This window comes from Pseudomonas hydrolytica, from assembly GCF_021495345.1.
GTDB lineage: Bacteria > Pseudomonadota > Gammaproteobacteria > Pseudomonadales > Pseudomonadaceae > Aquipseudomonas > Aquipseudomonas hydrolytica.
Genome location: NZ_CP099397.1, coordinates 3,917,549 through 3,938,751 on the forward strand (window position 1 = coordinate 3,917,549; position 21,203 = coordinate 3,938,751).

A 21,203-nucleotide genomic window follows, 5' to 3' on the forward strand; every position below is an offset into this window, starting at 1 on the left:
CGATAGCCACAATTGAATTCATCAATCCAAGGCGAGACCGGATCATGCGTTCCTGTTCATTCAACACACAGGAGTCTTACCCATGAGCGCCATCAAACGTCTTTTCCAGCACGTTCGCCCCAGCCAGAAACCCGCTGCCGCACCGGAGCAGGAACATCCGAATTTCTGGATGTATCAATGATTCAGACGGCTGTGCCCACCACCCGCAGCGGCACCTGCCGCCCGGCCTTCTGCGCCAGGTAGCGGGTGCAGCTGACGCGCAGGAAAGAGGCGAAGTTGACCACCTCGCCGCGAAAATCCATGACCTCTTCGTAAAGCTTGGCGATCAGCTGATTGGTGGTCATGCCATCGACTTCGGCGATCTCGCGCAGGATGTCCCAGAACTGATTCTCCAGACGCAGGGTCGTCACCACACCGTGGATGCGCAACGAGCGCGAGCGCGACTCGTAGAGAATCGGGTCGGCCTTCACATAGAGTTCGCACATCGGCTTCGTCTCCTCACGAGCGTCGTAGCCCGGATGCCATCCGGGAAATACCGGCAATGATGCACCCCGGACGGTAACCGGGCTACGGGTCGGCTACAGGCGGATCTCGGTGCCCAGCAGCTTGAGGAAACCGGCCAGCCAGGCCGGGTGTGCAGGCCAGGCCGGCGCCGTCGCCAGATTGCCCTGCACATGGGCCTGATCCACCGGGATATCCACATACGTACCACCGGCCAACGCCACTTCCGGCGCACAGGCAGGATAGGCGCTGCATTCACGCCCCTCCAGCACGTCGGCCGCTGCCAGCAGCTGGGCGCCGTGGCAGACCGCAGCGATGGGCTTGTCGGCCTTGGCGAAGGCCTTGACCAGCGCCACGACGTCGCCATTCAGGCGCAGGTACTCCGGCGCGCGCCCGCCGGGGATGACCAGGGCGTCGTAATCTTCGGCACTGACCTTGGCGAAGTCGAAGTTGAGCGCAAAGTTGTGCCCAGGCTTCTCGCTGTAGGTCTGGTCGCCCTCGAAATCGTGAATGGCGGTACGCACCGTCTGCCCGGTGACCTTGTCCGGGCAGACCGCATGCACGGTGTGACCGACCATCTGCAGCGCCTGGAACGGCACCATGGTTTCGTAATCTTCGGCGTAGTCGCCGACCAGCATCAGAATCTTCTTGGCAGCCATGATCGTCTCCTGAAGGTGGGGGGAGCGAAGCCATTATTCGCCCCTAGTTCCTCCGACAGGTAACAGCCCGGTACTACTCCGCAGGGCATGCCGCGCGGCCCCGGGGGCGTCAGATGCCGATCTTGTCCAGTGCCTGGCCGACGGAGCGCCAGAAGCCGCGCTGCGGGCGCTCCGGGTCTTCGACGCTGGCAGCAATCCGGGTCATGGGCTGCACCCGACGCGTGGCGCTCAGCTCGGTATCGGCCAGCGCCGCCGCCACCAGCTGCAGCGGCCCGTCGCCGCTGCCATCCAGCACGCTGCCCTGCGGCGGCGGGCCGTCCTCGTCGTAGCGCAGGTAATAGGTACTGCCCACGGCGGCATCGAGGGTGAAGCTGGCGATCAGGGTGAAGTCCAGCGGCCCGTCGGCCAGCAGTGTCCAGAAGCTGCCGGCCAGAGGCCGGCGCATCTCCAGCTTGTAGCTGGCGGCGTCGAACTCCAGCACCAGATAGCCGTTGCTGGGCAGGCTGCCGATCAAGCGATTGTCGAGAAACAGCGCAGGCGCCTCCAGTTCCTGATCGGCCCAGTCGTTGCGCGGGCGGTACAGGTAGACCAGGGCATGATTTTCGTCGCTGAGGACATGAGGCGCGAAGGCATCGCCGTCCAGGTCGCCGAAGAAGGCGCCGGGGGTCGAGCAACCGACGAGCAGGACGGCGAGCAAGGGCAGGAGCAAACGGCGCATCGAGCATTCCTTGTGAGGGGCATGCATGCAGCTTAGCCGGCCCGCGCACGGGCCACACCCGACAAAAGTGCGGCCTGTTCAGAAGGCGCCGTGGCGCCCCTTGCCGTCGCGAAAGCGTCGCGCACCCGCCACCGTCTCGCCGCTGGCCACCACCGCCAGGCCACCGCGGAATTCGCCGGCCAGCGCCTCGCTCAACGGCAGATCCCACTGTGCATAGACACTGGCGCGGTCGGCCAGCAGGCAGCGCTGGGGGAAGGCGGCGAGCTGCGCCGCCAGCTCCTGCGCCGCCGCCAGCGCCTGACCGGGCGCCACCACGCGATTGACCAGGCCCATCTGTAGCGCCTCGTCCGCCGCCACCGGGCGGCCGGTCAGGATCAGGTCCAGCGCCCGCCCCTGGCCGACGATGCGCGGCAGGCGCACCGTGCCGCCGTCGATCAGCGGCACGCCGAAGCGCCGGCAGAACACCCCGAGCAACGCATCCTGCGCCATCACCCGCAGGTCGGCGAGCAGCGCCAGCTCCAGGCCGCCGGCCACGGCATGCCCCTCGATGGCGGCGATCAACGGCTTGCCAAGTTGCATGCGACTCGGCCCCATCGGCGCATCGCCCTGCTCGTCCAGACGATTGGCGCGCTCGCCGCCCTCGGCCACTGCCGACAGATCGGCACCGGCGCAGAAGGTACCGCCGCTGCCGGTCAGTACCGCCACGCGTGCTTCATCGTCCGCCTCGAAGGCGCGCAGGGCAGCGGCCAGCGCCGCGGCCGTGGGTCGGTCGACGGCGTTGCGTACCTGCGGCCGGTCGATGCTCAGGGTGGTCACCGGGCCGTTCTTCTCGACTGTCACCGACATGAAGCTGCACTCCGCTGGCTGAACGAAAAAGGCCGGCATCACTGCCGGCCTTCGAGCCTAATCCGCCTGCGTCGGCGCGTCAGCCTGGCTGGCCGATCAGAGGGCGTACTTCTGCAGATTCGCCATCATTTCCTTGAGCGCCTCGACGTTGTCCGCCGGGTGCGCGGCGCCCTGGAAATCGCAGATCTGCTGCCACTGCGCGGCGACGTCATCGGGGCTGAAACCGGCCTTGGGATCGAAACCGACGCCCAGGCTGCGCTCCCAGCGCACCTTGCCGACCCAGCCGCCACCGACTTCGAACAGGCCGCCGGTGTCCTGGCAGTTCTGGCTGCCCAGATACACCACCAGCGGGCTGACCAGCTCGGGTTTGAGCTGCTCGAATACCTGCGGCGGGATCAGCCCTTCGGTCATGCGCGTGGCGCCAGTCGGGGCGATGGCGTTGACCAGAATGTTGTTCTTGCGTCCTTCGATGGCCAGGGTACGGGTCAGGCCATAGAGACCGAGCTTGGCCATGCCGTAGTTGCTCTGGCCGAAGTTGCCGTAGATGCCGGAGGTGGACGAGGTGAAGATCACCCGGCCGTAGTTCTGCTCGCGCAAATGCGGCCAGGCAGCGTGAGTGGTCTTGTAGGCGCCTTCGACATGGACCTTGTAGACCAGGTCCCAGTCGGCGTCTTCCATCTTGTGAAAACTCTTGTCGCGCAGGATGCCGGCGTTGTTGACCAGCACGTCGATGCGGCCGAAATGATCTAGCGCAGTCTGCACGATCTTGTCGCCGTCGGTCACCGAATCGTGGTTGGCCACTGCAGTGCCACCGAAGGCGCGAATCTCTTCCACCACCCTGTCGGCAGCCGAAGCGTTGGCCCCTTCACCGTGCGTGCTACCACCCAGATCGTTGACCACTACCCTGGCGCCATGGCGGGCGAACAGCAGCGCATGCGCGCGGCCAAGGCCACCGCCGGCACCGGTGACAATCACCACTTGATCTTCGAAACGGATGGCATCGCTCATCGGCAGGCTCCTCGGGCAGGCTATTGATGCCCGGAGTGTCAGGCAGCACCGCGCGCTTCACAAGAAGGCGCGGGGCGCCTGAATGACGGCCGATAATACGACCTTATACGGCGTCAGTTACCGGAGCCGCTGCCACCAGTGCCGCCGGTGCCGGTGCCGCTGCCGCCGGTACCAGTACCGGTGCCGTTACCACCGGTACCAGTGCCAGCATCGTTACCTGGATTGCCGTCGGTATTCGGACCACCGGCAGGCGGAATGCCGTTACCCTCGTCGCCCGGCGTCATCGGCCCTTCACCGGGTGCGGAAGGCATGGTCGGCCCAGGGGAGGTGGTGCCATCGGAATCGGTCTCGGCAAAGGTAGGCAGCGCCATGGCGCCCAGAATCCCGCTCAGCAGTAGTGCAGATAATGTCTTGTACATGTGTGACCTCTACTTTTTCTGTGAGTGACAGAATTAGTGAGTCACGGCGGCGCCGGTAGGTTCGATAAAAATGATCGCCGGCCCTTCGCCACCAGCCGGGAATGGCGAACGGCGTCGCCCCTCAGGCCGGGCGAATAAGGCTCAGGTGGTTGTACAGGTGCAGCACATGCGCCCGGGCATACTCGCCGTGATCAAGCGCGCCGTAGGCGAAGTGCGGCTGCAACTCACCGCCGTAAGCGGCGAAACGTTCGAAAGCCACCTGCAGCCGCTCGAGGGCCTGGGCCTGGCTGGCCGGTTCGAGCAGTGGCGCCGCACCGGGAATCGCCTCATCCAGCGGATGCCGCATGGCCCCACGGGCGCTGAAAACGGCGAAGGCAGCCGGCCCGAGGCTGTGGCGAAACCAGGCCGGTTTCAGCGCCGGATAACCCTCCATGGAATACTCGATGCTCTGCGCGCAGTGATTGAACACTTCGCTCGGGCTCCAGCCCTTGAGGCTGCGCAGCGTCATCCCCTGCAAGGTGCCGAGCACCGCCAGCGCGCCCTCCAGGCTTACCGCTGCCGGCCGCGGCCCGCCGGGCAGCGCCCAGAAGCCGCCACCGAGCAGCGCCAGGCCGCCTAGCGCGGCACCTTTCACGAGGGTTCTGCGCTGCATGGCATCTCCTGTCGGGCGCGAAACTGCAGGTAGTGCTCGAGCACCTGCGAGGGTGCTTCGAGCTGCGGGTAGTGGCCGATCCCGTCGAGCAGGACGGTATCGGCGCCGGCGATCAGCTCGCGGTAACGCGCCACCATATGCGCACCGGAAATGGGGTCGAAGGCGCCGTCGATCACCCGCATAGGCACGGCCGTGGCCTGCATCGCCGTCACCCAGCGCTCGCGCTGCTGGCGGCGTTCGGGCATGTAGCGAATCAAGCGGTGCATCACCGCCGGGCCGTTGTTGCACTGAATCAGCTGCCAGAGCGCGTCCAGCTCCTCCTCGCTGGCCTGGCTCTGCGGGCCGAAGATGCGGGCGAAACTCTGCGCCAGCTTGCGCCGCGAGAACAGCCGCCCGATCAGCGGTCCAAGCGGGCCGAGCAACAGCTTCTGCACCCGTACCGGGTGGTGCGTCTCGGGGAACAGACCGCCATTGAGGAACACGCAACTGGCCAGTTGCAGCCTCCCCTCCTGATGCCGCGCGATCAGTTCCTGCGCCACGCTGTCGCCATAGTCGTGAGCCAGCACGTGCACCGGGCGCCGCTCGCCGATGTGCGCCAGCAGCGCCTGCTGCAGGTCGGCCTGCTCCAGCAGGCTGTAGGCATGGCCGCGCGGCTTGGCGGAATAGCCGAAGCCGAGCATGTCGCAGGCGATCAGCCGGTAACGCCCGGCCAGCGGCGCCCACAAACGGTGCCAGTCCCAGCTGGCGGTGGGAAAACCGTGGATCAGCAGCAGCGGCTCGGCTTCGGCGTCACCGGCGACCCAGTAGCGGATGGCGTGGCCACCAAAGTCCAGCGCCTGACTTTGCCCGCGCCACGCATCCAGGGCGATGCCCGGCAGCTCGCTCACTGGTCGTAACCCGGCATCTGCTGATCCAGCTTGCGCAGCAATGCCGGCCAGGGCAGCGCACCACCCATGCCCTGCGGCGATTTCATCACCCCGGCGATCATCGCCCGCGCACCATCGAGGATCTGCTGGGGGATGTGGATCAGCTCGCCGCCGCCACTTTGCGCCATGACCTGGATCTCGCAGGCCCGCTGCAGGGTGAACATGCCGAGGAAGGCATCGGCGATGCTGCCGAAGGCGGTCAGCAGCCCATGGTTAGGCAGGATCATGAAGTTCTTCTCGCCCAGGTCGGCCTGCAGTCGCGCCTTCTCGTCATGGTTCAGCGCCACGCCTTCGTAACCGTGGTAGGCCAGGCTGGCGAGGACGAACAGCGACTGCTGCGACAGCGGCAGCAGGCCCTGCTTCTGCGCCGAAACCGCGATGCCGGCCGGGGTGTGGATGTGCAGCACGCAGCCGACGTCGTGACGGACCTCATGCACGGCGCTGTGGATGGTGTAACCGGCCGGGTTGAGGTCGAACGGGCTGTCCATCAGCTTGTTGCCGGCCAGGTCGACCTTGACCAGGCTCGAGGCGGTGATTTCATGGAACATCAGCCCGTATGGGTTGATGAGAAAGTCCTCGGTGCCCGGCACCTTGGCGGAGATATGGGTGAAGATCAGATCGTCCCAGCCATACAGGGCGATCAGTCGGTAGCAGGCCGCCAGGTCGACGCGCGTGCGCCATTCGGCCTCGGACACCTGGTTCTTCACGGCAGGAAGTTTCAGCGGAGCATTCACGGCGGTCACCTCGATCTTCTTGTTGGTCGGTGGTGAGCGCAGTCTAGCCGGGCACATGCCAGGCGCTAGTTGCCCTGGCAGCCATCTTGATGGCTTTGCGGGACAACGCGCCGGGGGACGTGGCGCGATAGCCGAGCATTCGCCATCCTGATCGAGCCAGTGCTTCAGATCAGTTCGGCGTGCTCGCTCAGCAGGCGCGGCCACAGGGCCTGCGCCTGCGCATCGTCGGCGAACAGACGGAAGCCCTCGAACTGAAACTCCGGCGCCACGGTGCAGCCCACCAGGCTGTAGCTGCCCGTGCAGCGCGCAGCCTGCCAGGCATGTGCCGGTACGGCGCGTTGCGGCAGCTGCCCGGCAGCGACCGGACCCAGCAGCTCGCGCCGCAGGCTCTCGGGCGATTCGGCCACCAGCAGCTCCAGGGGATCGCCTTCATGAAAATGCCAGAGTTCGTCGGCATCGACCCGATGCCAGCGGCTGACCGCCCCGGCCGGCAGCAGGAAGAGGATGGCGCTGGACGCCGCCCTGCCCCGCGCGTCGCGCTGCGCGGACACGAACAAGCGCCGGTAGAAGCCGCCCTCGGGATGCGCCTGAAGTTCCAGGCTATCGATCAGCTGGCGGGCGCGTGGGTGCATGTCAGCCCCTCAGCGCCGCGGCGAAGGTCTGCAGCCAGGGCTCGGCATCGCTCTCGGGGGTGACCGTCTCGCTGGAATCCAGACGCAGCATCGGCACCACCTCGCGCAGCCCCAGTTCGGCATACAGCTCGCGAATCAGCTCGCCGCCGCCGCAGAAGGTGTCGTAACTGGAGTCGCCCAGCGCCAGCACCGCTGCCGGCAGCCCGTGCCAGGCCGGCAGACGGTCGCGAATGGCGCAGTACAGCGGCATCAGGTTGTCCGGCAGCTCGCCCATGCCGGTGGTGGAGGTCACGGTGAGGAAGGCATCGGGGGCGAAGGCCAGCAGATCGTCGAGGCTCATGTTCGACTTGTGCCAGGCGTCCAGCCCGGCGGCCTTGAGCTGGCGCCCGGCGTGACGCGCGACTTCTTCGGCCGTGCCGTAGACCGAACCCGAGAGAATGGCGACTTTCATGACAACTCCGGAAACAGGAAAAACGCCGCGCATTATGCCGCAAGTGGACAGCCCGACCCGATGTTTTAGAATGCAGCGCACATCTCTCGCGGAATCGCATCCATGATCAATGCCAAGCTGCTGCAACTGGTAGTCGACGCCTCCAACGACGGAATCGTGGTGGCCGAGCAGGAGGGCGAAGACAACATCCTGATCTACGCCAACGCGGCATTCGAACGCCTGACCGGCTATCCCTGCGACGATATCCTCTATCAGGACTGCCGTTTCCTGCAGGGCAACGATCGTGCGCAGATCGGCCTGCAGGCCATCCGCGACGCGGTCAAGGCGCACAAGCCGTGCCGCCAGATCATCCGCAACTACCGCAAGGACGGCAGCGCCTTCTGGAACGAACTGTCGATCACCCCGGTGCTCAACGAGAGCGACCAGCTGACCTACTACATCGGCATTCAGAAGGACGTCACCGAACAGGTGGAAGCCCAGCAACGCGTGCGCGAGCTGGAAGCCGAAGTGGCGGAGCTGAAAGCCGAGCTGGCACGCCTGAAAAACTGACGAACGTACAAAACTATCGCAGCGGCTGATGGTCTGAAGGGTTTGCACTCCATGCAGTACCCATCATGCAAAGCGACCCGCTGCTGACCCAAGACGAGCTGGACTTCATCCAGCAACTGCTTTCCCAAACAACGCGCCAGCACCACCGCAGCGCTCCTTCGGAGCTGGCCATCGGTGAACGCCTGAGCGAGCTGCTCAGTCGCCTGGGCGATGAAAAGCAGCTGAGCCTGGACACCCACAGCGACGACGAGCACCTGAGCTTCCCGCTACGCCTGATTCAGGACGACCAGCGGCATTCACGCCTGGAGCTGGGCGCCCCGCTCATCTTCGAGAACGGCGTCAACGAACGCCCCTGGCGCCTGACCCTGTCCAGCCCGCTGCCACTGCTCGACAGCGCCGAGCGCCCCAGTGGTTTGCAGGCCGTGGAACTGTCCAACAATGGCATGCTGGTGCAGTACGGCAAATCCGGCAGCCCGGCCAAGGATCAGCTGCTGCAACTGATCCTGCCGCAGCAGCGCCGCGTACAGCTGCGCGCAAGGTTGGTCAGACGCGTGAGTCAGAGCCACTACGCCTACAGCCTGCAGACGTTGCACAGCGAAGACGAGCAGACGCTGCGCCAGTACCTCTTCGACGAGCACAGCAACCGCCAGCGCGAGCCCGAAGCGGTCGGCTGAACGGCTACTTCGCCTTATCAGGTATCGAGATGACCGGCGAGGAACTGCTGCAGACGCCGCTGCATGAGCCGCCCCTCATTGCCCAGGCATGCGATGGGCGAGCCGGCCAGGCTTTCCTCGGCCAGGTCGGCGCTATCCCCCGCCAATAGCAACGGACACTCCAGCGCGAGCGCCAGACGCGACAGCTGACGCGGGAAGTCTTCGGCCGGCGGCTGGTTGCTGAACAGCACCAGCGCCTGCGGCTGCATGCGCTCGCACACCAGCGGCAGATCGCTCAGCGGCACCCCGGGCCCCATCACGCTCACTTCGATGTCCTGAGTGCTCAGCATCAGCGCCGCGACCAGCAGTTCCAGCTCGCGACAGTGTCCGGGCTGGGCCGCCAGCAGCACCCGCTCACCCGACTCGCCCCGCCCCAGCTGCAGGCGCTGCCAGCAGCGGCCGCGCAGAAAACCGTCGAGCAGTACCCATTCGCTGCGCTGGCCGACCTCGTCCTGGCGCAGCAACAGCTCCTGCCAGATCGGCATCAGGATGTCCTGAAACACCACCGGCAGCGGGTAGCAGGAGAATATCTGGCCATACAGCCGCTCCAGACGCGCCTCGTCGAAACTGTCCAGCGCGCGGCGGATCTGCGCCTGCCACTGGCTCCAGTCATCGCTGCTGACCTCGTTGTAGGCCGGGGTGACGGCGCTGCGACTGCTGGCGCTCTTGGCCAGGATCGAGCCCACCTTGCTCACCGCAACACCGCGCTCTATCCAGGCCAGGATGCTGCGCACGGCATCGATGTCGGCCTGCGAATAGAGCCGATGCCCGCTGTCGGTGCGGGTCGGCTGGATCAGCCCGTAACGCCGCTCCCAGGCGCGCAGGGTGACCGGGTTCACGCCCGTTAGACGAGAGACCTCGCGAATGGGGAACAGCTCCTCCTGCTTCAGGGCGCTGGACGCAAGTGATGTAACACCGGCGGGTTCGGACATGGCTTCAGGCATCGCGCAAGAAAATTCAGGAAGGGAGTGTAACTCAGTCGCGATAGGCGCACATGGCGCATCGGGCACCAGCCCCGCCGTCCTGGCCGAATGGCGGCGAGCGAAGGGGGCTCCGTGCACCTCATCCGTCCTTCTCCTGCACCGTCCGGGTGCAGTCCGGCGGCGCAACGATGCGTTGCCTGCCCGTCATCGCGCGGCACTGGCTAATTTGCGCAAAACCGGAATAATCCTTGCTGCATTTTTGTCGGGCACAACACCCCGTGCCCGATCACGCCTGTCGCCACACCCGGCCCAGGGCAATGTTCGAGGAGATACACAATGTCCCCCGTTACTCTCATGGTGGCGCGCCGCGTCGCCAGTGGCCGTTATCACGACTTCATCGCCTGGCTGCGTGAAGGTGAACACCTGGCCACCGACTTCCCCGGCTATCTCGGCTCCGGCGTGCTGGCACCGCCAGCTGGCGATGACGAATTTCAGATCGTCTTCCGCTTCAGCGACGAGCAGACCATGGCCGCCTGGGAGCATTCGGCCTCGCGCAAGGCCTGGCTCGAGCGCGGCGCCGGGCTGTTCGCCCAGCCGCAGGAAAGACGTGCCGTCGGCCTCGACGCCTGGTTCGGCAGCGTTCACAAGCAACCGCCGCGCTGGAAGCAGAGCGTGGCGATCTGGCTGGCGTTCTTCCCGGTCTCGCTGGCCTTCAACCTGTTGTTCGGCCCCTGGCTCACCGACCTGTCGCTGGTCACCCGCGTGCTGCTGTCCACGCTCGCACTGACGCCGCTGATGACCTACCTGTTCATCCCCCTGTCCACTCGCCTGCTCGAGCCGTGGCTGCAGGGCTCTTCGTCCCACCGCCTGGGCAGACGCCCGGCCAGCATCGGCAAATCCTGACCCTGCCGTCTTCCGCAAAGGCCAGCCTCGCGCTGGCCTTTTTAGTTCGCCGCCACTCCATACCTGTACACAACATATGGATCGTACAGCCAAAGTACAAAAATACGTCCAGCAGAGAAATCATGGAAAGTCCTTTGAAGTCAGTGAAATAGCCAATTTCACTCGCCTCTCCTGGAAAACCATATGTTTCCCATGGTTGTACAACCCGCAGCTCTGGTATAGCTTTATCCTCGGTCTGGTGAGTGCCGCCTGCCACTGGTCAGGTATCCCGAGGCGGTACAAGCCAGGCCTTCATTTTCTTTGCACGAGTCGCCCATGAGCGCTGCCAGCTTTCCCGTCCTGATCACCGGCGCCGGCCAGAGGGTCGGCCTGTACTGCGCCGAGCGCCTGCTCGACGAGGGCCAACCGGTGATCGTCAGCTATCGCCAGGAGCGCGACAGCATTGCGCGCCTGCGTGAGCGCGGTGCCATTGCCGTGCAGGCGGACTTCGGCGCCGAGGCTGGCATCCTCGCCTTCATCGACCAGATCAAGGCGCAGTGCAGCGGCCTGCGCGCGATCGTGCACAACGCCTCGCAGTGGCTGGCCGAAACGCCGGGCGAAGAGGCCGAGGCCTTCCGCCAGCTGTTCGCCGTGCACATGCTCGCGCCCTACCTGATCAACCTGCACTGCAGCGACCTGCTGCTGCAGTCGCAGCGCGCCGACATCGTCCACGTCAGCGACGACGTGGTGCGCAAGGGCAGCGCCAATCGTCCGGCCTACTGCGCCAGCAAGGCCGGGCTGGAAAGCCTGACGCTTTCCTTCGCCGCCCGCCTGGCGCCACGCATCAAGGTCAACGCCATCGCTCCAGCGCTGCTGATGTTCAACGCGGGCGATGACGAGGCCTACAGGAGCAAGACCTTGGCCAAGTCGGCGCTGGGCATAGAACCCGGCCCGCAAGCCTTTTACCAGAGTTTGCGCTACCTGCTGGACAACCCCTACGTAACCGGAACGACCCTTACCCTCAACGGCGGCCGCCACCTCAAGTGAGGCGACTGCCCAGGACACTGCCATGAGCCATCCTCTTTCCCAGCATTACCGCGAGATTCTTGTCGGCCTCGGTGAAAACCCCGAGCGTGAAGGCCTGCTCGATACGCCCAAGCGGGCGGCCAAGGCCATGCAGTACCTCTGTCATGGTTATCAGCAGTCGCTGGAGGAAATCGTCGGCGGTGCCCTGTTCGAGTCCGACAACGACGAGATGGTGATCGTCAAGGACATCGAGCTGTATTCGCTGTGCGAGCATCACCTGCTGCCCTTCATCGGCAAGGCGCATGTCGCCTATATCCCGACCGGCAAGGTACTCGGGCTGTCGAAGGTGGCGCGCATCGTCGACATGTACGCGCGGCGCCTGCAGATCCAGGAGAACCTCACCAAGCAGATAGCCGACGCCATCGCCCGCGTCACCAACGCCGCCGGCGTGGCCGTGGTGATCGAGGCCAAGCACATGTGCATGATGATGCGCGGGGTGGAGAAGCAGAACTCGGTGATGAGCAGCTCGGTGATGCTTGGCGCCTTCCGCGAGTCCTGCAACACTCGCCATGAATTCCTGCAATTGATCGGACGGAACAACTAATGCCGCGACTGGAACCCGGAATGGCGCGCATCCGCGTCAAGGACCTGCGCCTGCGCACCTACATCGGCATCAAGGAAGAGGAGATCAACAACAAGCAGGACGTGTTGATCAACCTGACCATTCTCTATCCGGCAGTGGACGCGGTGCAGGTCAACGACATCGACCACGCCCTGAACTATCGCACCATCACCAAGGCGATCATCGCCCACGTCGAGGGCAACCGCTTCGCCCTGCTCGAACGCCTGACCCAGGAAATCCTCGACCTGATCATGGCCCATCAGGCCGTGCGTTACGCCGAGGTGGAGGTGGACAAGCCGCACGCCCTGCGCTTCGCCGAGTCGGTGTCGATCACCCTCGCCGGTCATCGCTGAGGCCATGCTGCGGCGGCTTGCCGCTCTCCGGCGAGGCTCTTATCATCGCCGCCATCCATCCCCGGAGAGCCCAGCATGACCGAGCAAGAACGCCTCGAACTGGAAGCCGCAGCCTTTCGCGCCCTGGTGCAGCACCTGCGCACACGCCCCGACGTGCAGAACATTGACCTGATGAACCTGGCCGGTTTCTGCCGCAACTGCCTGTCCAAATGGTACAAGGCCGCCGCGGACGACCTCGGCGTCGAGGTCAGCGCCGACCAGGCCCGCGAGACCGTGTATGGCATGCCCTATGCCGACTGGAAGGCCAAGTATCAGAAGGAAGCCACGGCCGAGCAGAAGGCCGCATTCGAAAAAGGAAAGCCTGAATGACCGCCCTCGACGAACTGCGCAGCCGTCTGCAGCAGGACGATTACGCCTTCAGCGAAACCCTGGCCTTCGTCGCCGAGCACTACGACTATCAGCCCAGCGCCTTCCGTAACGGTGACGTGGAGAACGCCGCCGGACAGAACGAAGGCTCCTGCAAGACCCTGGGCCTGGCCCTGCTGGAGGGCTTGAGCACGGACGAAGCGCTGCGCGCCTTCGGCGAACACTACCGCAGCGTGTTGGCCACACCGCAGGGCAGCGACCACGGCAATATCCGCGCGCTGATGAGCCATGGCCTGGAAGGCCTGAAATTCGAGCAGGAACCGCTCAAGCGCAAGGCTTGAGCGAATAGCGCAAAAACCTGCGCAACTGTCGGCAAAAGCTGACAGACATCACATTGCAATCACTTTATGCTGCGCGCCATCACAACTGATGGAACACGAGGGACCGTGTTCTGCGCGCAGCCGCCCTTCCCTCCTGTTTCGCGATCGGCATGGAGTCGCCCGATGCAGCAGACCTTGGTATGGAAACCTTGGTACACCCCCGGCGTGGAAACCCTGCGCCTCAGTCAGGATGCCAGTGGCATCCACGCCACCAGCCACCTGATGCAGGTGATCAAGGGCAACAGCATCGTCGCCAACTACCTGATCGACTGCGACGCGCGCTGGCGCTTCCGCCGCCTCTGGCTCAAGGTCGACAACCATGGCCAGCGCAGCCTTTGCCTGCAGCGCGACCTGCGTGGCAACTGGGTGCTCAACGGCCAGCCGCGCAGCGACCTGCAGCAGTGCCAGCACGTCATGCTCTCGGCTTCCCCGTTCACCCACACCCCGCCGCTGCAACGCAGCGCCCTGGAAACCGGGCAAAGCGACGAAATGAAGGTCGCCTACATCGACATGCTCAGCCTCAGGGTCGAGGTACGCAGTCAGCGCTACCACTGCCTGCGCCGACGTCCGGGTGAAAGCCTCTACCGCAGCCAGGCCGAGGATCATGCCAGCGAAGAACTGAGCGTGGACGACCAGGCCCTGCTGCTCAAGGCCAACGAACGGTTTCTGCGCCTGAGCCAGCGCGAGCTGACGGTCAGCGCGCTGGTGTAGCTGCCAGTCTGCCGGTGCGCACGGCGCACCCTACAGGGCAGCCCTACGTAGGGTGTGCCGTGGGCACCAGGCGCAGCAGAACCACGCCTCTCAGATCGGCAGTTGGCCGAACGCCCAGCGCAGCAGGAAGAACACCAGCAACCCGCCACCGATGGTCGCCAGCAGGTGCCGTGTGAACGCGGCGATGGCGATGGCAGCCAGGCCCGCCAGCAGGTAGGCGTTGTTCCAGTTCAGCGCCCAGCTCTGCCCGTCCGGCAGCAACATGCCCGGCACCACGATGGCCGTCAGCACCGCCGTGGGCACGTAGTGCAGCCCTTGCCTGACCAGGGGAGGGAAACGCAGATCGGGAAAGGCGAACAGGCTGTAGCGCGTGGCAAAGGTGATCGCCAGCATGCCGAGAATCAGCAACCAGATATCCATCAGAGCAACTCCTCCTGCAGGACCGGCGTGCGCCGCTCCAGCCAAACGCCGACCACGATGCCGCTGGCGGCCGCGGCCATCAGCCCGAGCTTGTACGGCAGCGCATGGCAAGCCAGCGCCACGGCAGCGGCGACCAGCGCAGCAGCCACCTGCGGCTGGTTGCGCAGCATGGGCACTACGATGCCGATGAAGGTCGCCAGCATGGCAAAGTCCAGCCCCCACTCGCCGATGTTTGGCACCGCCTGGCCGAACAGCACGCCGACCAGGGTGCACAGCAGCCAGTTGCAGTACATCGCCAGCGCCGCGCCGAGAAAGTACCAGTGCCGCAACGGTGCCGAATCGCCCCGCGCGTAGCGCTGCAGCACGACCGCATAGGCCTCGTCGGTCAGCCAGAACGCCAGTGGCACGCGCCAGCGCTTGGGCAGGTGACGCACATGGGGCTGCAGGCTGGCGCTGTACAGGGCATGGCGCAGATTGACCACCAGGGTGGTCAGCAACACCACGGCCACACCGGCACCGCCGGCCAGCAGGCTGATGGCGATGAACTGCGCCGAACCGGCGAACACCAGCGCCGACATCCCCATCGTCTGCACCGGGCTGAGCCCGGCAGCGCCGGCCAGGCTGCCGAAGATGATGCCGAAGGGAATGGCGCCGAGCAGCATCGGCAGCATATCGCGGGCGCCCTGGGTGAATTCGTGATGACGGGACATGGAACCTCCTTGGGCCGACCAGCTTAACCAAGCAGCCCCAGGCAGGTCTTGAACGTTCTTGCGCATATAGCGCGCCACGCGACCATTTGCCCCGCCCGGATAACGCTAATTGATCTTATTTAAATTACGTTAGCCTGCTAATCTTGGCGCCCCGTTTCCTGCCCGCTCGGATAGTTCCACGATGTCGCCGCTTCAGCGCTGCCTGCTGCCGTTTCTGGCATTGACCCTGATCGCTTGCGAGCAGCAACCGCGCTTCACCGCGGCGGAACCGGGCGAAGCGCTGTCGGCCGGCTCCGCCACGGTGCGCAAGTTCGACCAGAATGCCTTTTCCATGCCCTCGGCCAATCTCGCGCCGAGCCGCCGTCTGGATTTCGCGGTGGGCAACAGCTTCTTCCGCAACCCCTGGGTTACGGCGCCGGCCACCACCACCGCGCGCGACGGCCTGGGCCCGTTGTTCAATACCAATGCCTGCCAGAACTGCCACCTCAAGGACGGCCGCGGCCATCCGCCCGAGCCGGGCGCACTCAGCGCCGCCTCCATGCTGGTGCGTCTGTCGCTGCCGGCCAGCCCCGAGCATGCCGAGTTGCTGCAACGCCAGGGCGTGGTCGCCGAGCCCACCTACGGCACCCAGCTGCAGGACATGGCCAACCCCGGCGTAGCCCCCGAGGGCAAGGTCCGCGTCACCTACAGCAGCGTGCCGGTGCGCTTCGCCGACGGCACCCTGGTGGAGCTGCGCAAACCCGAGCTGCAGATCAGCCAGCTGGGCTACGGCGACCTGCATCCGGACACCCTGCTCTCCACTCGCATCGCCCCGCCGATGATCGGCCTTGGTTTGCTCGAGGCCATTGCCGAGCAGGACATCCTCGCCGCTGCCGATCCGGATGATGCCGATGGCGACGGCATTTCCGGGCGCCCCAACATCGTCTGGGATCGACAGCTGCAACGCAGCGTGCTCGGGCGCTTCGGCTGGAAGGCCGGACAACCCAACCTCAACCAGCAGAATGCCGATGCCTTCGCCAACGACATGGGCCTGACCAGTTCGCTGATCCCCCATGACAACTGCACCGCGGCGCAGGCCGACTGTCTGGCCACGCCACACGGCGGCGAACCGGAAGTAAGCGACAACATCCTGGCCAGCGTGCTGTTCTACAGCCGCAATCTCGGCGTACCGGCGCGGCGCGATGTCGACTCCCCCGCGGTGCTCAAGGGCAAGAGCCTGTTCCATCAGGCCGGTTGCCAGAAGTGCCACACCCCCAGTTTCACCACCTCGGCCGATGCCGCCGAGCCGGAACTGGCCAACCAGTTGATTCGTCCCTATACCGACCTGCTGCTGCACGACATGGGCGAGGGGCTGGCCGACGGCCGCGAGGAGTTTCTCGCCAGCGGCCGCGAATGGCGCACGGCGCCGCTGTGGGGCATTGGCCTGACGCACGCGGTGAACGGTCATACCCAGTTCCTCCACGACGGTCGTGCCCGCAACCTGCTGGAGGCCATTCTCTGGCATGGCGGCGAGGCCGAAGCGGCCAAGCAGCGGGTGCTGCGTTTCGATGGCGAAGAGCGCTCCGCCCTGCTCGCCTTCCTCAATTCCCTCTAAGGAGCCTGCGATGTTGCATAGAACCCTGATCGCTTCACTGCTCGGCCTGGCCCTGGTCGGGTGCAACCAGCAGGACCCTCGCGCCAAGGTCAGCGCCGCACTGGTCGACGGCGTTCTGCTGCCGGCCTACAGCAGCTGGCAGGAAGCCGATCGCCAGCTCGCCGGGAGCACCGCCGCGTTCTGCGCGGGCACTGCCGATCTGCCGGCCGCGCGCCAGGCCTTCCTCGGCGCGCAGAATGCCTGGGCCGGGCTGCAGCCCCTGCTGATCGGGCCACTCGCCGAAGGCAATCGCGCCTGGCAGATCCAGTTCTGGCCGGACAAGAAGAACCTGGTACAGCGCCAGGTCGAAGCGCTGCTGAAGAACAAGCCGCAACTGACCCCGGCCGACCTGGCCAGCGCCAGCGTGGTGGTGCAGGGCCTGACCGCTTATGAGTACGTCCTGTTCGATGCCAACCTGGACCTCAACGATGCCGAGCAGAAGGCGCGCTACTGCCCGCTGCTGCAGGCCATCGGCACGCACCAGCAGGCGCTGGCTGCCGATATCGTCGAGCAATGGCAGGCCAAGCCGGGCATGGCCGAGCAGCTGAGAAAATTCCCCAACGAACGTTATGCCGAGGCCAACGAGGCCATCGCCGAGCTGCTGCGCGTGCAGGTCAGTGCGCTTGACGGCCTGAAGAAGAAACTCGGCGCGCCCATGGGCCGCCAGAGCAAGGGCATTCCCCAACCCTACCAGGCCGAGTCCTGGCGCAGCGCCGCCAGCCTGAGCAACCAGGCTGCCGCCCTGGCCAGCGCCGAAAGGCTCTGGCACGGCAGCAACCGCGACGGCATCCAGTCCCTGCTGGACAAGGATCAGGCGCAGCTGGGCCAGCGCATCGACGCCGCCTACCAGGACACCCGTCAGCGCCTGGCCGCCCTGGATCGCCCGCTGGGCGAACTGCTTGCCGACGAAGCCGGCCGCACCAGCCTCAACGAGCTGTACGACAGCCTCAATCGCCTGCATCGCCTGCAGGAAAGCGAACTGGCCAAGGCGCTCGGCGTGCAGATCGGCTTCAACGCCCACGACGGAGACTGAGCATGCAGCGCAGAGCCTTTCTCGGCCTTGGCGCGGCGGCCGCCAGCCTCGCCGCCGCTGGTGCGTTCGGCGGCTGGACGCTGTTCGGCCCGTCAGGCCAGCCGCTGCTACTGTCGGCGCGCGACGATGGCGAAGGCCGTCACTACGCCGTCGGTTATCGCCTCAGCGGCGAGCGCGCCTTCGCCACCCAGGTCAACGAACGCTGCCATGATGTGGTACCGCACCCCAGCCTGCCGCTGGCACTGTTCGTCGGCCGCCGCCCGAGCACCGAAAGCTATCTGATCGATACCCGCGACGGCCGCCTGCTGCAGACCCTGCGCTCAGCGGCCGACCGTCACTTCAATGGGCACGCGGTGTTCCACCATGGCGGCGCCTGGCTGTACGCCACCGAAAATGACACCCGCGAGCCCGGTCGCGGTGTACTGGGCGTCTATCGCCTGGACGGCCAGCAGCTGACGCACGACGGCGAACATGCCACCCATGGTGTCGGCCCGCATCAGCTGCTGTGGATGCCCGACGGCGAAACCCTGGTGGTGGCCAACGGCGGCATCCGTACCGAAGCGGAAAGCCGCGTGGAGATGAATCTCGACGCCATGGAAGCCAGCCTGGTGCTGATGCGCCGCGACGGCAGCCTGATCAGCCAGGAGCAGCTGGCCGAGCAGCGCAACAGCATCCGCCACCTCGCCGTGGCCCGTGACGGCACGGTGGTCAGCGGCCAGCAGTACATGGGCGAGCTGCTCGACCAGGTGCCGCTGCTGGCGATCAAACGCCCCGGCCAGCCGTACCAGCCCTTCCCCCTGGGCGAAGCGCAGCGGGCGGCGATGAACCAGTACACCGCCAGCGTGGCCATTCACGACGAGCTGCGCCTGCTGGCGCTGACCGCACCGCGTGGCAACCGCTTCTTCATCTGGGACCTGGACAGTGCCCAGGTGCGCCTGGACGTGCCCCTGCCGGACTGCGCCGGAGTGGGCGCGGTCGCCGACGGCTTCGTCGTCACCTCGGGCCAGGGCCGCTGCCGACTCTACGACTGCCGCGGTCAGCGGATCGTCGCCAAGGCGCTGGAGTTGCCAGCCGGTCTGTGGGACAACCACTTGCGCCTGGCCTGAATGGCTGGCCCGCTCGATGAACCGGACGTTCAGGCACCGCCGAGAGGCGGCCCCGCGACCCGGCACTGTGGCGGCGCACCACGGTTGATTTACCCCAGCAACCAGTCGAGATACGTTGTCATACAACTTTAGTCAAAAGCCTCAGGGACACGGCCTGGGAATCTCGCCCCGGCCCGCCCGTCACTGCACCAGGCGAAGCCCGCGGAACAGAGCGAGATCTGCGTCATAGAGCGGTCCGACTCCTGCGTTCAGCTGAACGCTGAATACCCCAGGCAGACGCTAGCCCCCACGACCGGGGGCAAGGTACAGCTTGAAATCCACGGCTGCCTGGCGTTGACATCGCCCTGCTTGCTGCAGATAATCGACCCAAGTCATACGACAACGTATGACACCAAATAACAACAAGCGACAAGAGCCCAGGCCCCGCCATGACCACCACTCCCAGCGAGCTTCGCCCCTTCAATCGCCTGCTGCTCACCGGTGCCGCCGGTGGCCTGGGCAAGGTACTGCGCCAGCGCCTACGCCCCTACGCCAATGTCCTGCGTCTGTCCGATATCGGCGAGATGGCGCCGGCCGAAGGCCCACACGAAGAAGTGGTGCACTGCGATCTGGCCGACAAGGCCGGCGTGCAGCAACTGGTCGAAGGCGTCGATGCCATCGTGCATTTCGGCGGCGTCTCGGTCGAGCGCCCGTTCGAGGAAATTCTCGGCGCCAACATCTGCGGCGTGTTCCATATCTACGAAGCGGCCCGCCGCCATGGCGTGAAGCGCGTGGTGTTCGCCAGCTCCAACCATGTGATCGGTTTCTACAAGCAGGACGAGCGCCTCGACGCCCATTCTCCGCGCCGGCCGGACGGCTACTACGGGCTGTCCAAGTCCTACGGCGAGGACATGGCCAGCTTCTATTTCGACCGCTACGGCATCGAGACCGTGAGCATCCGCATCGGCTCCTCCTTCCCCGAGCCGGCCAACCGCCGAATGCTGAGCACCTGGCTGAGCTATGACGATCTCACCCAGCTGATCGAACGCGCCCTCTATACCGCGAATGTCGGCCACACCGTGGTCTACGGCATGTCGGATAACCGCGAGGTGTGGTGGGACAACAGCCAGGCCGCGCACCTGGGCTTCACGCCCAAGGACAGCTCGGACGTGTTCCGCGACAAGGTGGAGGCGCAACCCATGCCGGCCGCCGACGATCCGGCGCGCATCTATCAGGGCGGCGCCTTCGTTGCCGCGGGGCCCTTCGGCGACGATTGAAAGCCCCAGCAGGCCCGACGCGAGAACCCGGAACAACAGCGAGCGACGAACCGCCATGCAAGCCGAACTGATCCTCGATGCCCGCAATGCCACCGGCGAAAGCCCGGTGTGGCACGCCGCCGAACAGGCCCTGTACTGGGTCGACATTCCCGCCGCACGCCTGCATCGCTGGAGCCTGCGCGATGCCAGCAGCCGGAGCTGGCAGGCCGGGGAAATGCTCGCCTGCATCGCCCGCCACCCGGCCGGCGGCTGGCTGGCCGGCATGCAGAGCGGCCTCTTCCATCTGCATCCGCAGGACGATGGCAGCATGCAGGCCTCACGCCTGGCGCAGGTCGAACACGCCCGGCCGCAGATGCGCTTCAACGATGGACGCTGCGACCGCCAGGGGCGTTTCTGGGCCGGCAGCATGCTGCTGGACATGGCTGCCGGTGCCCCCGTCGGCGCCTTGTATCGCTTCGACGGTCAGTTGGAGGAATGCCTCGCCGATCTTATCGTGCCCAACGGCCTGGCCTTCAGCCCCGATGGCCGCACGCTGTACCTCTCCGACTCGCACCCGAGCGTGCAGGCCGTGTGGGCCTTCGATTACGACACCGACAGCGGCACGCCGCATAACCGCCGCCTGTTCATCGACATGCAGCAGCACCCCGGTCGTCCGGACGGCGCCGCCGTGGACGTCGACGGCTGCTACTGGATCTGCGGCAACGACGCCGGACTGATCCACCGCTTCACCCCCGACGGCCGCCTGGATCGTTCCCTCGCCGTGCCGGTGAAGAAGCCGGCGATGTGCGCCTTTGGCGGGGCGAAGCTGGACACCCTGTTCGTCACCTCGATTCGCCCGCATGGCGACCTCGCCGACCAGCCGCTGGCCGGCGGCGTGTTCGCCCTGAACCCCGGCGTGACGGGGATCGAGGAGCCCGCCTACCGCGCCTGAATCCGCTCCACCCGAGGCCGCCCGCGGCACCGGTTTGCTCTGC

General features: G+C 65.8%; 28 protein-coding genes. 14 read left to right on the forward strand and 14 right to left on the reverse strand.

All coding sequences use genetic code 11. The features are described from left to right. Positions 1 to 182: 182 nt before the first annotated feature. From L1F06_RS18345 to L1F06_RS18395, 11 genes are all read right to left on the reverse strand, one after another. A complete protein-coding gene (locus L1F06_RS18345) occupies positions 183 to 485 on the reverse strand; it encodes a ribbon-helix-helix domain-containing protein (protein ID WP_003245939.1) in 303 nt (100 codons plus the stop codon). A 93-nt stretch (positions 486 to 578) separates the two neighbouring features. Further along, positions 579 to 1,160, reverse strand: coding sequence for a DJ-1/PfpI family protein (locus tag L1F06_RS18350; RefSeq protein WP_129481648.1), 582 nt, complete (start codon positions 1,158 to 1,160; stop codon positions 579 to 581). Between the two features lie 109 nt (positions 1,161 to 1,269). Continuing rightward, positions 1,270 to 1,878 carry a DUF2846 domain-containing protein gene (locus L1F06_RS18355; protein WP_129481649.1) on the reverse strand — a complete coding sequence of 203 codons (609 nt, stop codon included), beginning with the start codon at positions 1,876 to 1,878 and terminating at the stop codon, positions 1,270 to 1,272. Positions 1,879 to 1,956: 78 nt separating this feature from the next. Continuing rightward, positions 1,957 to 2,724, reverse strand: coding sequence for a crotonase/enoyl-CoA hydratase family protein (locus tag L1F06_RS18360; protein WP_129481650.1), 768 nt, complete (start codon positions 2,722 to 2,724; stop codon positions 1,957 to 1,959). 96 nt (positions 2,725 to 2,820) lie between these two features. Continuing rightward, positions 2,821 to 3,732 carry an SDR family oxidoreductase gene (locus L1F06_RS18365; protein ID WP_129481651.1) on the reverse strand — a complete coding sequence of 304 codons (912 nt, stop codon included), beginning with the start codon at positions 3,730 to 3,732 and terminating at the stop codon, positions 2,821 to 2,823. A gap of 113 nt (positions 3,733 to 3,845) precedes the next feature. After that, the gene (locus L1F06_RS18370) at positions 3,846 to 4,151 is read right to left on the reverse strand and encodes a hypothetical protein (protein WP_129481652.1); all 306 of its coding nucleotides are present in this window, start codon (positions 4,149 to 4,151) and stop codon (positions 3,846 to 3,848) included. 121 nt (positions 4,152 to 4,272) lie between these two features. After that, positions 4,273 to 4,803, reverse strand: a complete 531-nt coding sequence (locus L1F06_RS18375) for a DUF1569 domain-containing protein (RefSeq protein WP_129481653.1) — start codon at positions 4,801 to 4,803, stop codon at positions 4,273 to 4,275. Then, positions 4,782 to 5,690 carry an alpha/beta fold hydrolase gene (locus L1F06_RS18380; RefSeq protein ID WP_129481654.1) on the reverse strand — a complete coding sequence of 303 codons (909 nt, stop codon included), beginning with the start codon at positions 5,688 to 5,690 and terminating at the stop codon, positions 4,782 to 4,784. Before L1F06_RS18380 ends, L1F06_RS18375 begins: the two co-directional genes overlap by 22 nt. Further along, entirely contained in the window at positions 5,687 to 6,463 is a 777-nt protein-coding gene (locus L1F06_RS18385) for a class II aldolase/adducin family protein (protein WP_435301306.1), read from the reverse strand. The genes L1F06_RS18380 and L1F06_RS18385 overlap by 4 nt, the downstream gene beginning before the upstream one ends. Positions 6,464 to 6,627: 164 nt before the next feature. Next, a complete protein-coding gene (locus L1F06_RS18390) occupies positions 6,628 to 7,095 on the reverse strand; it encodes a cupin domain-containing protein (RefSeq protein WP_012019377.1) in 468 nt (155 codons plus the stop codon). 1 nt (position 7,096) lies between these two features. Then, positions 7,097 to 7,546 carry a flavodoxin gene (locus L1F06_RS18395; RefSeq protein ID WP_129481655.1) on the reverse strand — a complete coding sequence of 150 codons (450 nt, stop codon included), beginning with the start codon at positions 7,544 to 7,546 and terminating at the stop codon, positions 7,097 to 7,099. 102 nt (positions 7,547 to 7,648) lie between these two features. On the opposite strand from L1F06_RS18395, the gene L1F06_RS18400 reads away from it, so the two are divergent. Together L1F06_RS18400 and L1F06_RS18405 are read left to right on the forward strand one after the other, a co-directional pair. Then, positions 7,649 to 8,095: a PAS sensor domain-containing protein gene (locus tag L1F06_RS18400; RefSeq protein ID WP_003245955.1), complete on the forward strand. Its 447-nt coding sequence runs from the start codon at positions 7,649 to 7,651 to the stop codon at positions 8,093 to 8,095. Positions 8,096 to 8,160: 65 nt separating this feature from the next. After that, the gene (locus L1F06_RS18405) at positions 8,161 to 8,769 is read left to right on the forward strand and encodes a PilZ domain-containing protein (protein ID WP_129481656.1); all 609 of its coding nucleotides are present in this window, start codon (positions 8,161 to 8,163) and stop codon (positions 8,767 to 8,769) included. Between the two features lie 17 nt (positions 8,770 to 8,786). Here the strand turns inward: L1F06_RS18405 and L1F06_RS18410 are convergent, their stop codons facing one another. Beyond that, positions 8,787 to 9,740, reverse strand: a complete 954-nt coding sequence (locus L1F06_RS18410; protein ID WP_129481657.1) for a MerR family transcriptional regulator — start codon at positions 9,738 to 9,740, stop codon at positions 8,787 to 8,789. Positions 9,741 to 10,067: 327 nt separating this feature from the next. Here L1F06_RS18410 and L1F06_RS18415 point away from each other — a divergent pair, with 327 nt between their 5' ends. The 7 genes from L1F06_RS18415 (at position 10,068) to L1F06_RS18445 (ending at position 14,071) form a co-directional block, all read left to right on the forward strand. After that, the gene (locus tag L1F06_RS18415; protein WP_003245960.1) at positions 10,068 to 10,634 is read left to right on the forward strand and encodes an antibiotic biosynthesis monooxygenase; all 567 of its coding nucleotides are present in this window, start codon (positions 10,068 to 10,070) and stop codon (positions 10,632 to 10,634) included. Positions 10,635 to 10,949: 315 nt separating this feature from the next. After that, positions 10,950 to 11,660, forward strand: coding sequence for a dihydromonapterin reductase (gene folM / locus L1F06_RS18420; RefSeq protein WP_129481658.1), 711 nt, complete (start codon positions 10,950 to 10,952; stop codon positions 11,658 to 11,660). Between the two features lie 22 nt (positions 11,661 to 11,682). Then, positions 11,683 to 12,243: a GTP cyclohydrolase I FolE gene (gene folE / locus L1F06_RS18425; RefSeq protein WP_003245963.1), complete on the forward strand. Its 561-nt coding sequence runs from the start codon at positions 11,683 to 11,685 to the stop codon at positions 12,241 to 12,243. Continuing rightward, the gene (gene folX / locus L1F06_RS18430) at positions 12,243 to 12,614 is read left to right on the forward strand and encodes a dihydroneopterin triphosphate 2'-epimerase (RefSeq protein WP_003245965.1); all 372 of its coding nucleotides are present in this window, start codon (positions 12,243 to 12,245) and stop codon (positions 12,612 to 12,614) included. The genes folE and folX overlap by 1 nt, the downstream gene beginning before the upstream one ends. 75 nt (positions 12,615 to 12,689) lie before the next feature. Next, positions 12,690 to 12,983 carry a DUF1244 domain-containing protein gene (locus tag L1F06_RS18435; protein WP_003245967.1) on the forward strand — a complete coding sequence of 98 codons (294 nt, stop codon included), beginning with the start codon at positions 12,690 to 12,692 and terminating at the stop codon, positions 12,981 to 12,983. Continuing rightward, complete coding sequence (locus L1F06_RS18440) at positions 12,980 to 13,321, forward strand: HopJ type III effector protein (protein ID WP_003245968.1); 342 nt, start codon at positions 12,980 to 12,982, stop codon at positions 13,319 to 13,321. The genes L1F06_RS18435 and L1F06_RS18440 overlap by 4 nt, the downstream gene beginning before the upstream one ends. Before the next feature lie 162 nt (positions 13,322 to 13,483). Next, positions 13,484 to 14,071 carry a putative glycolipid-binding domain-containing protein gene (locus tag L1F06_RS18445; RefSeq protein WP_129481659.1) on the forward strand — a complete coding sequence of 196 codons (588 nt, stop codon included), beginning with the start codon at positions 13,484 to 13,486 and terminating at the stop codon, positions 14,069 to 14,071. Positions 14,072 to 14,161: 90 nt separating this feature from the next. Here the strand turns inward: L1F06_RS18445 and L1F06_RS18450 are convergent, their stop codons facing one another. Next, the gene (locus L1F06_RS18450) at positions 14,162 to 14,491 is read right to left on the reverse strand and encodes an AzlD domain-containing protein (protein WP_003245972.1); all 330 of its coding nucleotides are present in this window, start codon (positions 14,489 to 14,491) and stop codon (positions 14,162 to 14,164) included. Then, the gene (locus L1F06_RS18455) at positions 14,491 to 15,201 is read right to left on the reverse strand and encodes an AzlC family ABC transporter permease (RefSeq protein WP_003245973.1); all 711 of its coding nucleotides are present in this window, start codon (positions 15,199 to 15,201) and stop codon (positions 14,491 to 14,493) included. Before L1F06_RS18455 ends, L1F06_RS18450 begins: the two co-directional genes overlap by 1 nt. A 181-nt stretch (positions 15,202 to 15,382) precedes the next feature. On the opposite strand from L1F06_RS18455, the gene L1F06_RS18460 reads away from it, so the two are divergent. The 5 genes from L1F06_RS18460 (at position 15,383) to L1F06_RS18480 (ending at position 21,160) form a co-directional block, all read left to right on the forward strand. Further along, positions 15,383 to 16,795, forward strand: coding sequence for a di-heme oxidoreductase family protein (locus L1F06_RS18460; protein ID WP_129481660.1), 1,413 nt, complete (start codon positions 15,383 to 15,385; stop codon positions 16,793 to 16,795). 10 nt (positions 16,796 to 16,805) lie between these two features. Further along, on the forward strand, positions 16,806 to 17,867 hold the full coding sequence (locus L1F06_RS18465; protein ID WP_129481661.1) for an imelysin family protein: 1,062 nt from the start codon (positions 16,806 to 16,808) through the stop codon (positions 17,865 to 17,867). A 2-nt stretch (positions 17,868 to 17,869) separates the two neighbouring features. After that, positions 17,870 to 18,973, forward strand: a complete 1,104-nt coding sequence (locus L1F06_RS18470; protein WP_129481662.1) for a DUF1513 domain-containing protein — start codon at positions 17,870 to 17,872, stop codon at positions 18,971 to 18,973. Positions 18,974 to 19,401: 428 nt separating this feature from the next. Then, complete coding sequence (locus L1F06_RS18475; protein WP_129481663.1) at positions 19,402 to 20,229, forward strand: NAD-dependent epimerase/dehydratase family protein; 828 nt, start codon at positions 19,402 to 19,404, stop codon at positions 20,227 to 20,229. A gap of 55 nt (positions 20,230 to 20,284) precedes the next feature. Continuing rightward, positions 20,285 to 21,160, forward strand: coding sequence for an SMP-30/gluconolactonase/LRE family protein (locus L1F06_RS18480; RefSeq protein ID WP_129481664.1), 876 nt, complete (start codon positions 20,285 to 20,287; stop codon positions 21,158 to 21,160). The last annotated feature ends 43 nt before the right edge of the window (positions 21,161 to 21,203 follow it).

Excerpts from the sequence above, each read along its gene's own strand:
- folE (WP_003245963.1), top strand. The coding sequence starts at position 11,683 with ATGAGCCATCCTCTTTCCCAGCATTACCGCGAGATTCTTGTCGGCCTC.
- L1F06_RS18450 (WP_003245972.1), bottom strand. The coding sequence starts at position 14,491 with ATGGATATCTGGTTGCTGATTCTCGGCATGCTGGCGATCACCTTTGCC.
- L1F06_RS18405 (WP_129481656.1), top strand. The coding sequence starts at position 8,161 with ATGCAAAGCGACCCGCTGCTGACCCAAGACGAGCTGGACTTCATCCAG.
- L1F06_RS18350 (WP_129481648.1), bottom strand. The coding sequence starts at position 1,160 with ATGGCTGCCAAGAAGATTCTGATGCTGGTCGGCGACTACGCCGAAGAT.
- L1F06_RS18400 (WP_003245955.1), top strand. The coding sequence starts at position 7,649 with ATGATCAATGCCAAGCTGCTGCAACTGGTAGTCGACGCCTCCAACGAC.
- L1F06_RS18470 (WP_129481662.1), top strand. The coding sequence starts at position 17,870 with ATGCAGCGCAGAGCCTTTCTCGGCCTTGGCGCGGCGGCCGCCAGCCTC.
- L1F06_RS18440 (WP_003245968.1), top strand. The coding sequence starts at position 12,980 with ATGACCGCCCTCGACGAACTGCGCAGCCGTCTGCAGCAGGACGATTAC.
- L1F06_RS18360 (WP_129481650.1), bottom strand. The coding sequence starts at position 2,724 with ATGTCGGTGACAGTCGAGAAGAACGGCCCGGTGACCACCCTGAGCATC.
- L1F06_RS18475 (WP_129481663.1), top strand. The coding sequence starts at position 19,402 with ATGACCACCACTCCCAGCGAGCTTCGCCCCTTCAATCGCCTGCTGCTC.
- L1F06_RS18435 (WP_003245967.1), top strand. The coding sequence starts at position 12,690 with ATGACCGAGCAAGAACGCCTCGAACTGGAAGCCGCAGCCTTTCGCGCC.
- L1F06_RS18480 (WP_129481664.1), top strand. The coding sequence starts at position 20,285 with ATGCAAGCCGAACTGATCCTCGATGCCCGCAATGCCACCGGCGAAAGC.
- L1F06_RS18410 (WP_129481657.1), bottom strand. The coding sequence starts at position 9,740 with ATGTCCGAACCCGCCGGTGTTACATCACTTGCGTCCAGCGCCCTGAAG.
- L1F06_RS18375 (WP_129481653.1), bottom strand. The coding sequence starts at position 4,803 with ATGCAGCGCAGAACCCTCGTGAAAGGTGCCGCGCTAGGCGGCCTGGCG.
- L1F06_RS18345 (WP_003245939.1), bottom strand. The coding sequence starts at position 485 with ATGTGCGAACTCTATGTGAAGGCCGACCCGATTCTCTACGAGTCGCGC.
- L1F06_RS18355 (WP_129481649.1), bottom strand. The coding sequence starts at position 1,878 with ATGCGCCGTTTGCTCCTGCCCTTGCTCGCCGTCCTGCTCGTCGGTTGC.
- L1F06_RS18415 (WP_003245960.1), top strand. The coding sequence starts at position 10,068 with ATGTCCCCCGTTACTCTCATGGTGGCGCGCCGCGTCGCCAGTGGCCGT.
- L1F06_RS18460 (WP_129481660.1), top strand. The coding sequence starts at position 15,383 with ATGTCGCCGCTTCAGCGCTGCCTGCTGCCGTTTCTGGCATTGACCCTG.
- L1F06_RS18390 (WP_012019377.1), bottom strand. The coding sequence starts at position 7,095 with ATGCACCCACGCGCCCGCCAGCTGATCGATAGCCTGGAACTTCAGGCG.
- L1F06_RS18445 (WP_129481659.1), top strand. The coding sequence starts at position 13,484 with ATGCAGCAGACCTTGGTATGGAAACCTTGGTACACCCCCGGCGTGGAA.
- L1F06_RS18465 (WP_129481661.1), top strand. The coding sequence starts at position 16,806 with ATGTTGCATAGAACCCTGATCGCTTCACTGCTCGGCCTGGCCCTGGTC.
- L1F06_RS18365 (WP_129481651.1), bottom strand. The coding sequence starts at position 3,732 with ATGAGCGATGCCATCCGTTTCGAAGATCAAGTGGTGATTGTCACCGGT.
- L1F06_RS18395 (WP_129481655.1), bottom strand. The coding sequence starts at position 7,546 with ATGAAAGTCGCCATTCTCTCGGGTTCGGTCTACGGCACGGCCGAAGAA.
- L1F06_RS18370 (WP_129481652.1), bottom strand. The coding sequence starts at position 4,151 with ATGTACAAGACATTATCTGCACTACTGCTGAGCGGGATTCTGGGCGCC.
- L1F06_RS18455 (WP_003245973.1), bottom strand. The coding sequence starts at position 15,201 with ATGTCCCGTCATCACGAATTCACCCAGGGCGCCCGCGATATGCTGCCG.
- folM (WP_129481658.1), top strand. The coding sequence starts at position 10,950 with ATGAGCGCTGCCAGCTTTCCCGTCCTGATCACCGGCGCCGGCCAGAGG.
- folX (WP_003245965.1), top strand. The coding sequence starts at position 12,243 with ATGCCGCGACTGGAACCCGGAATGGCGCGCATCCGCGTCAAGGACCTG.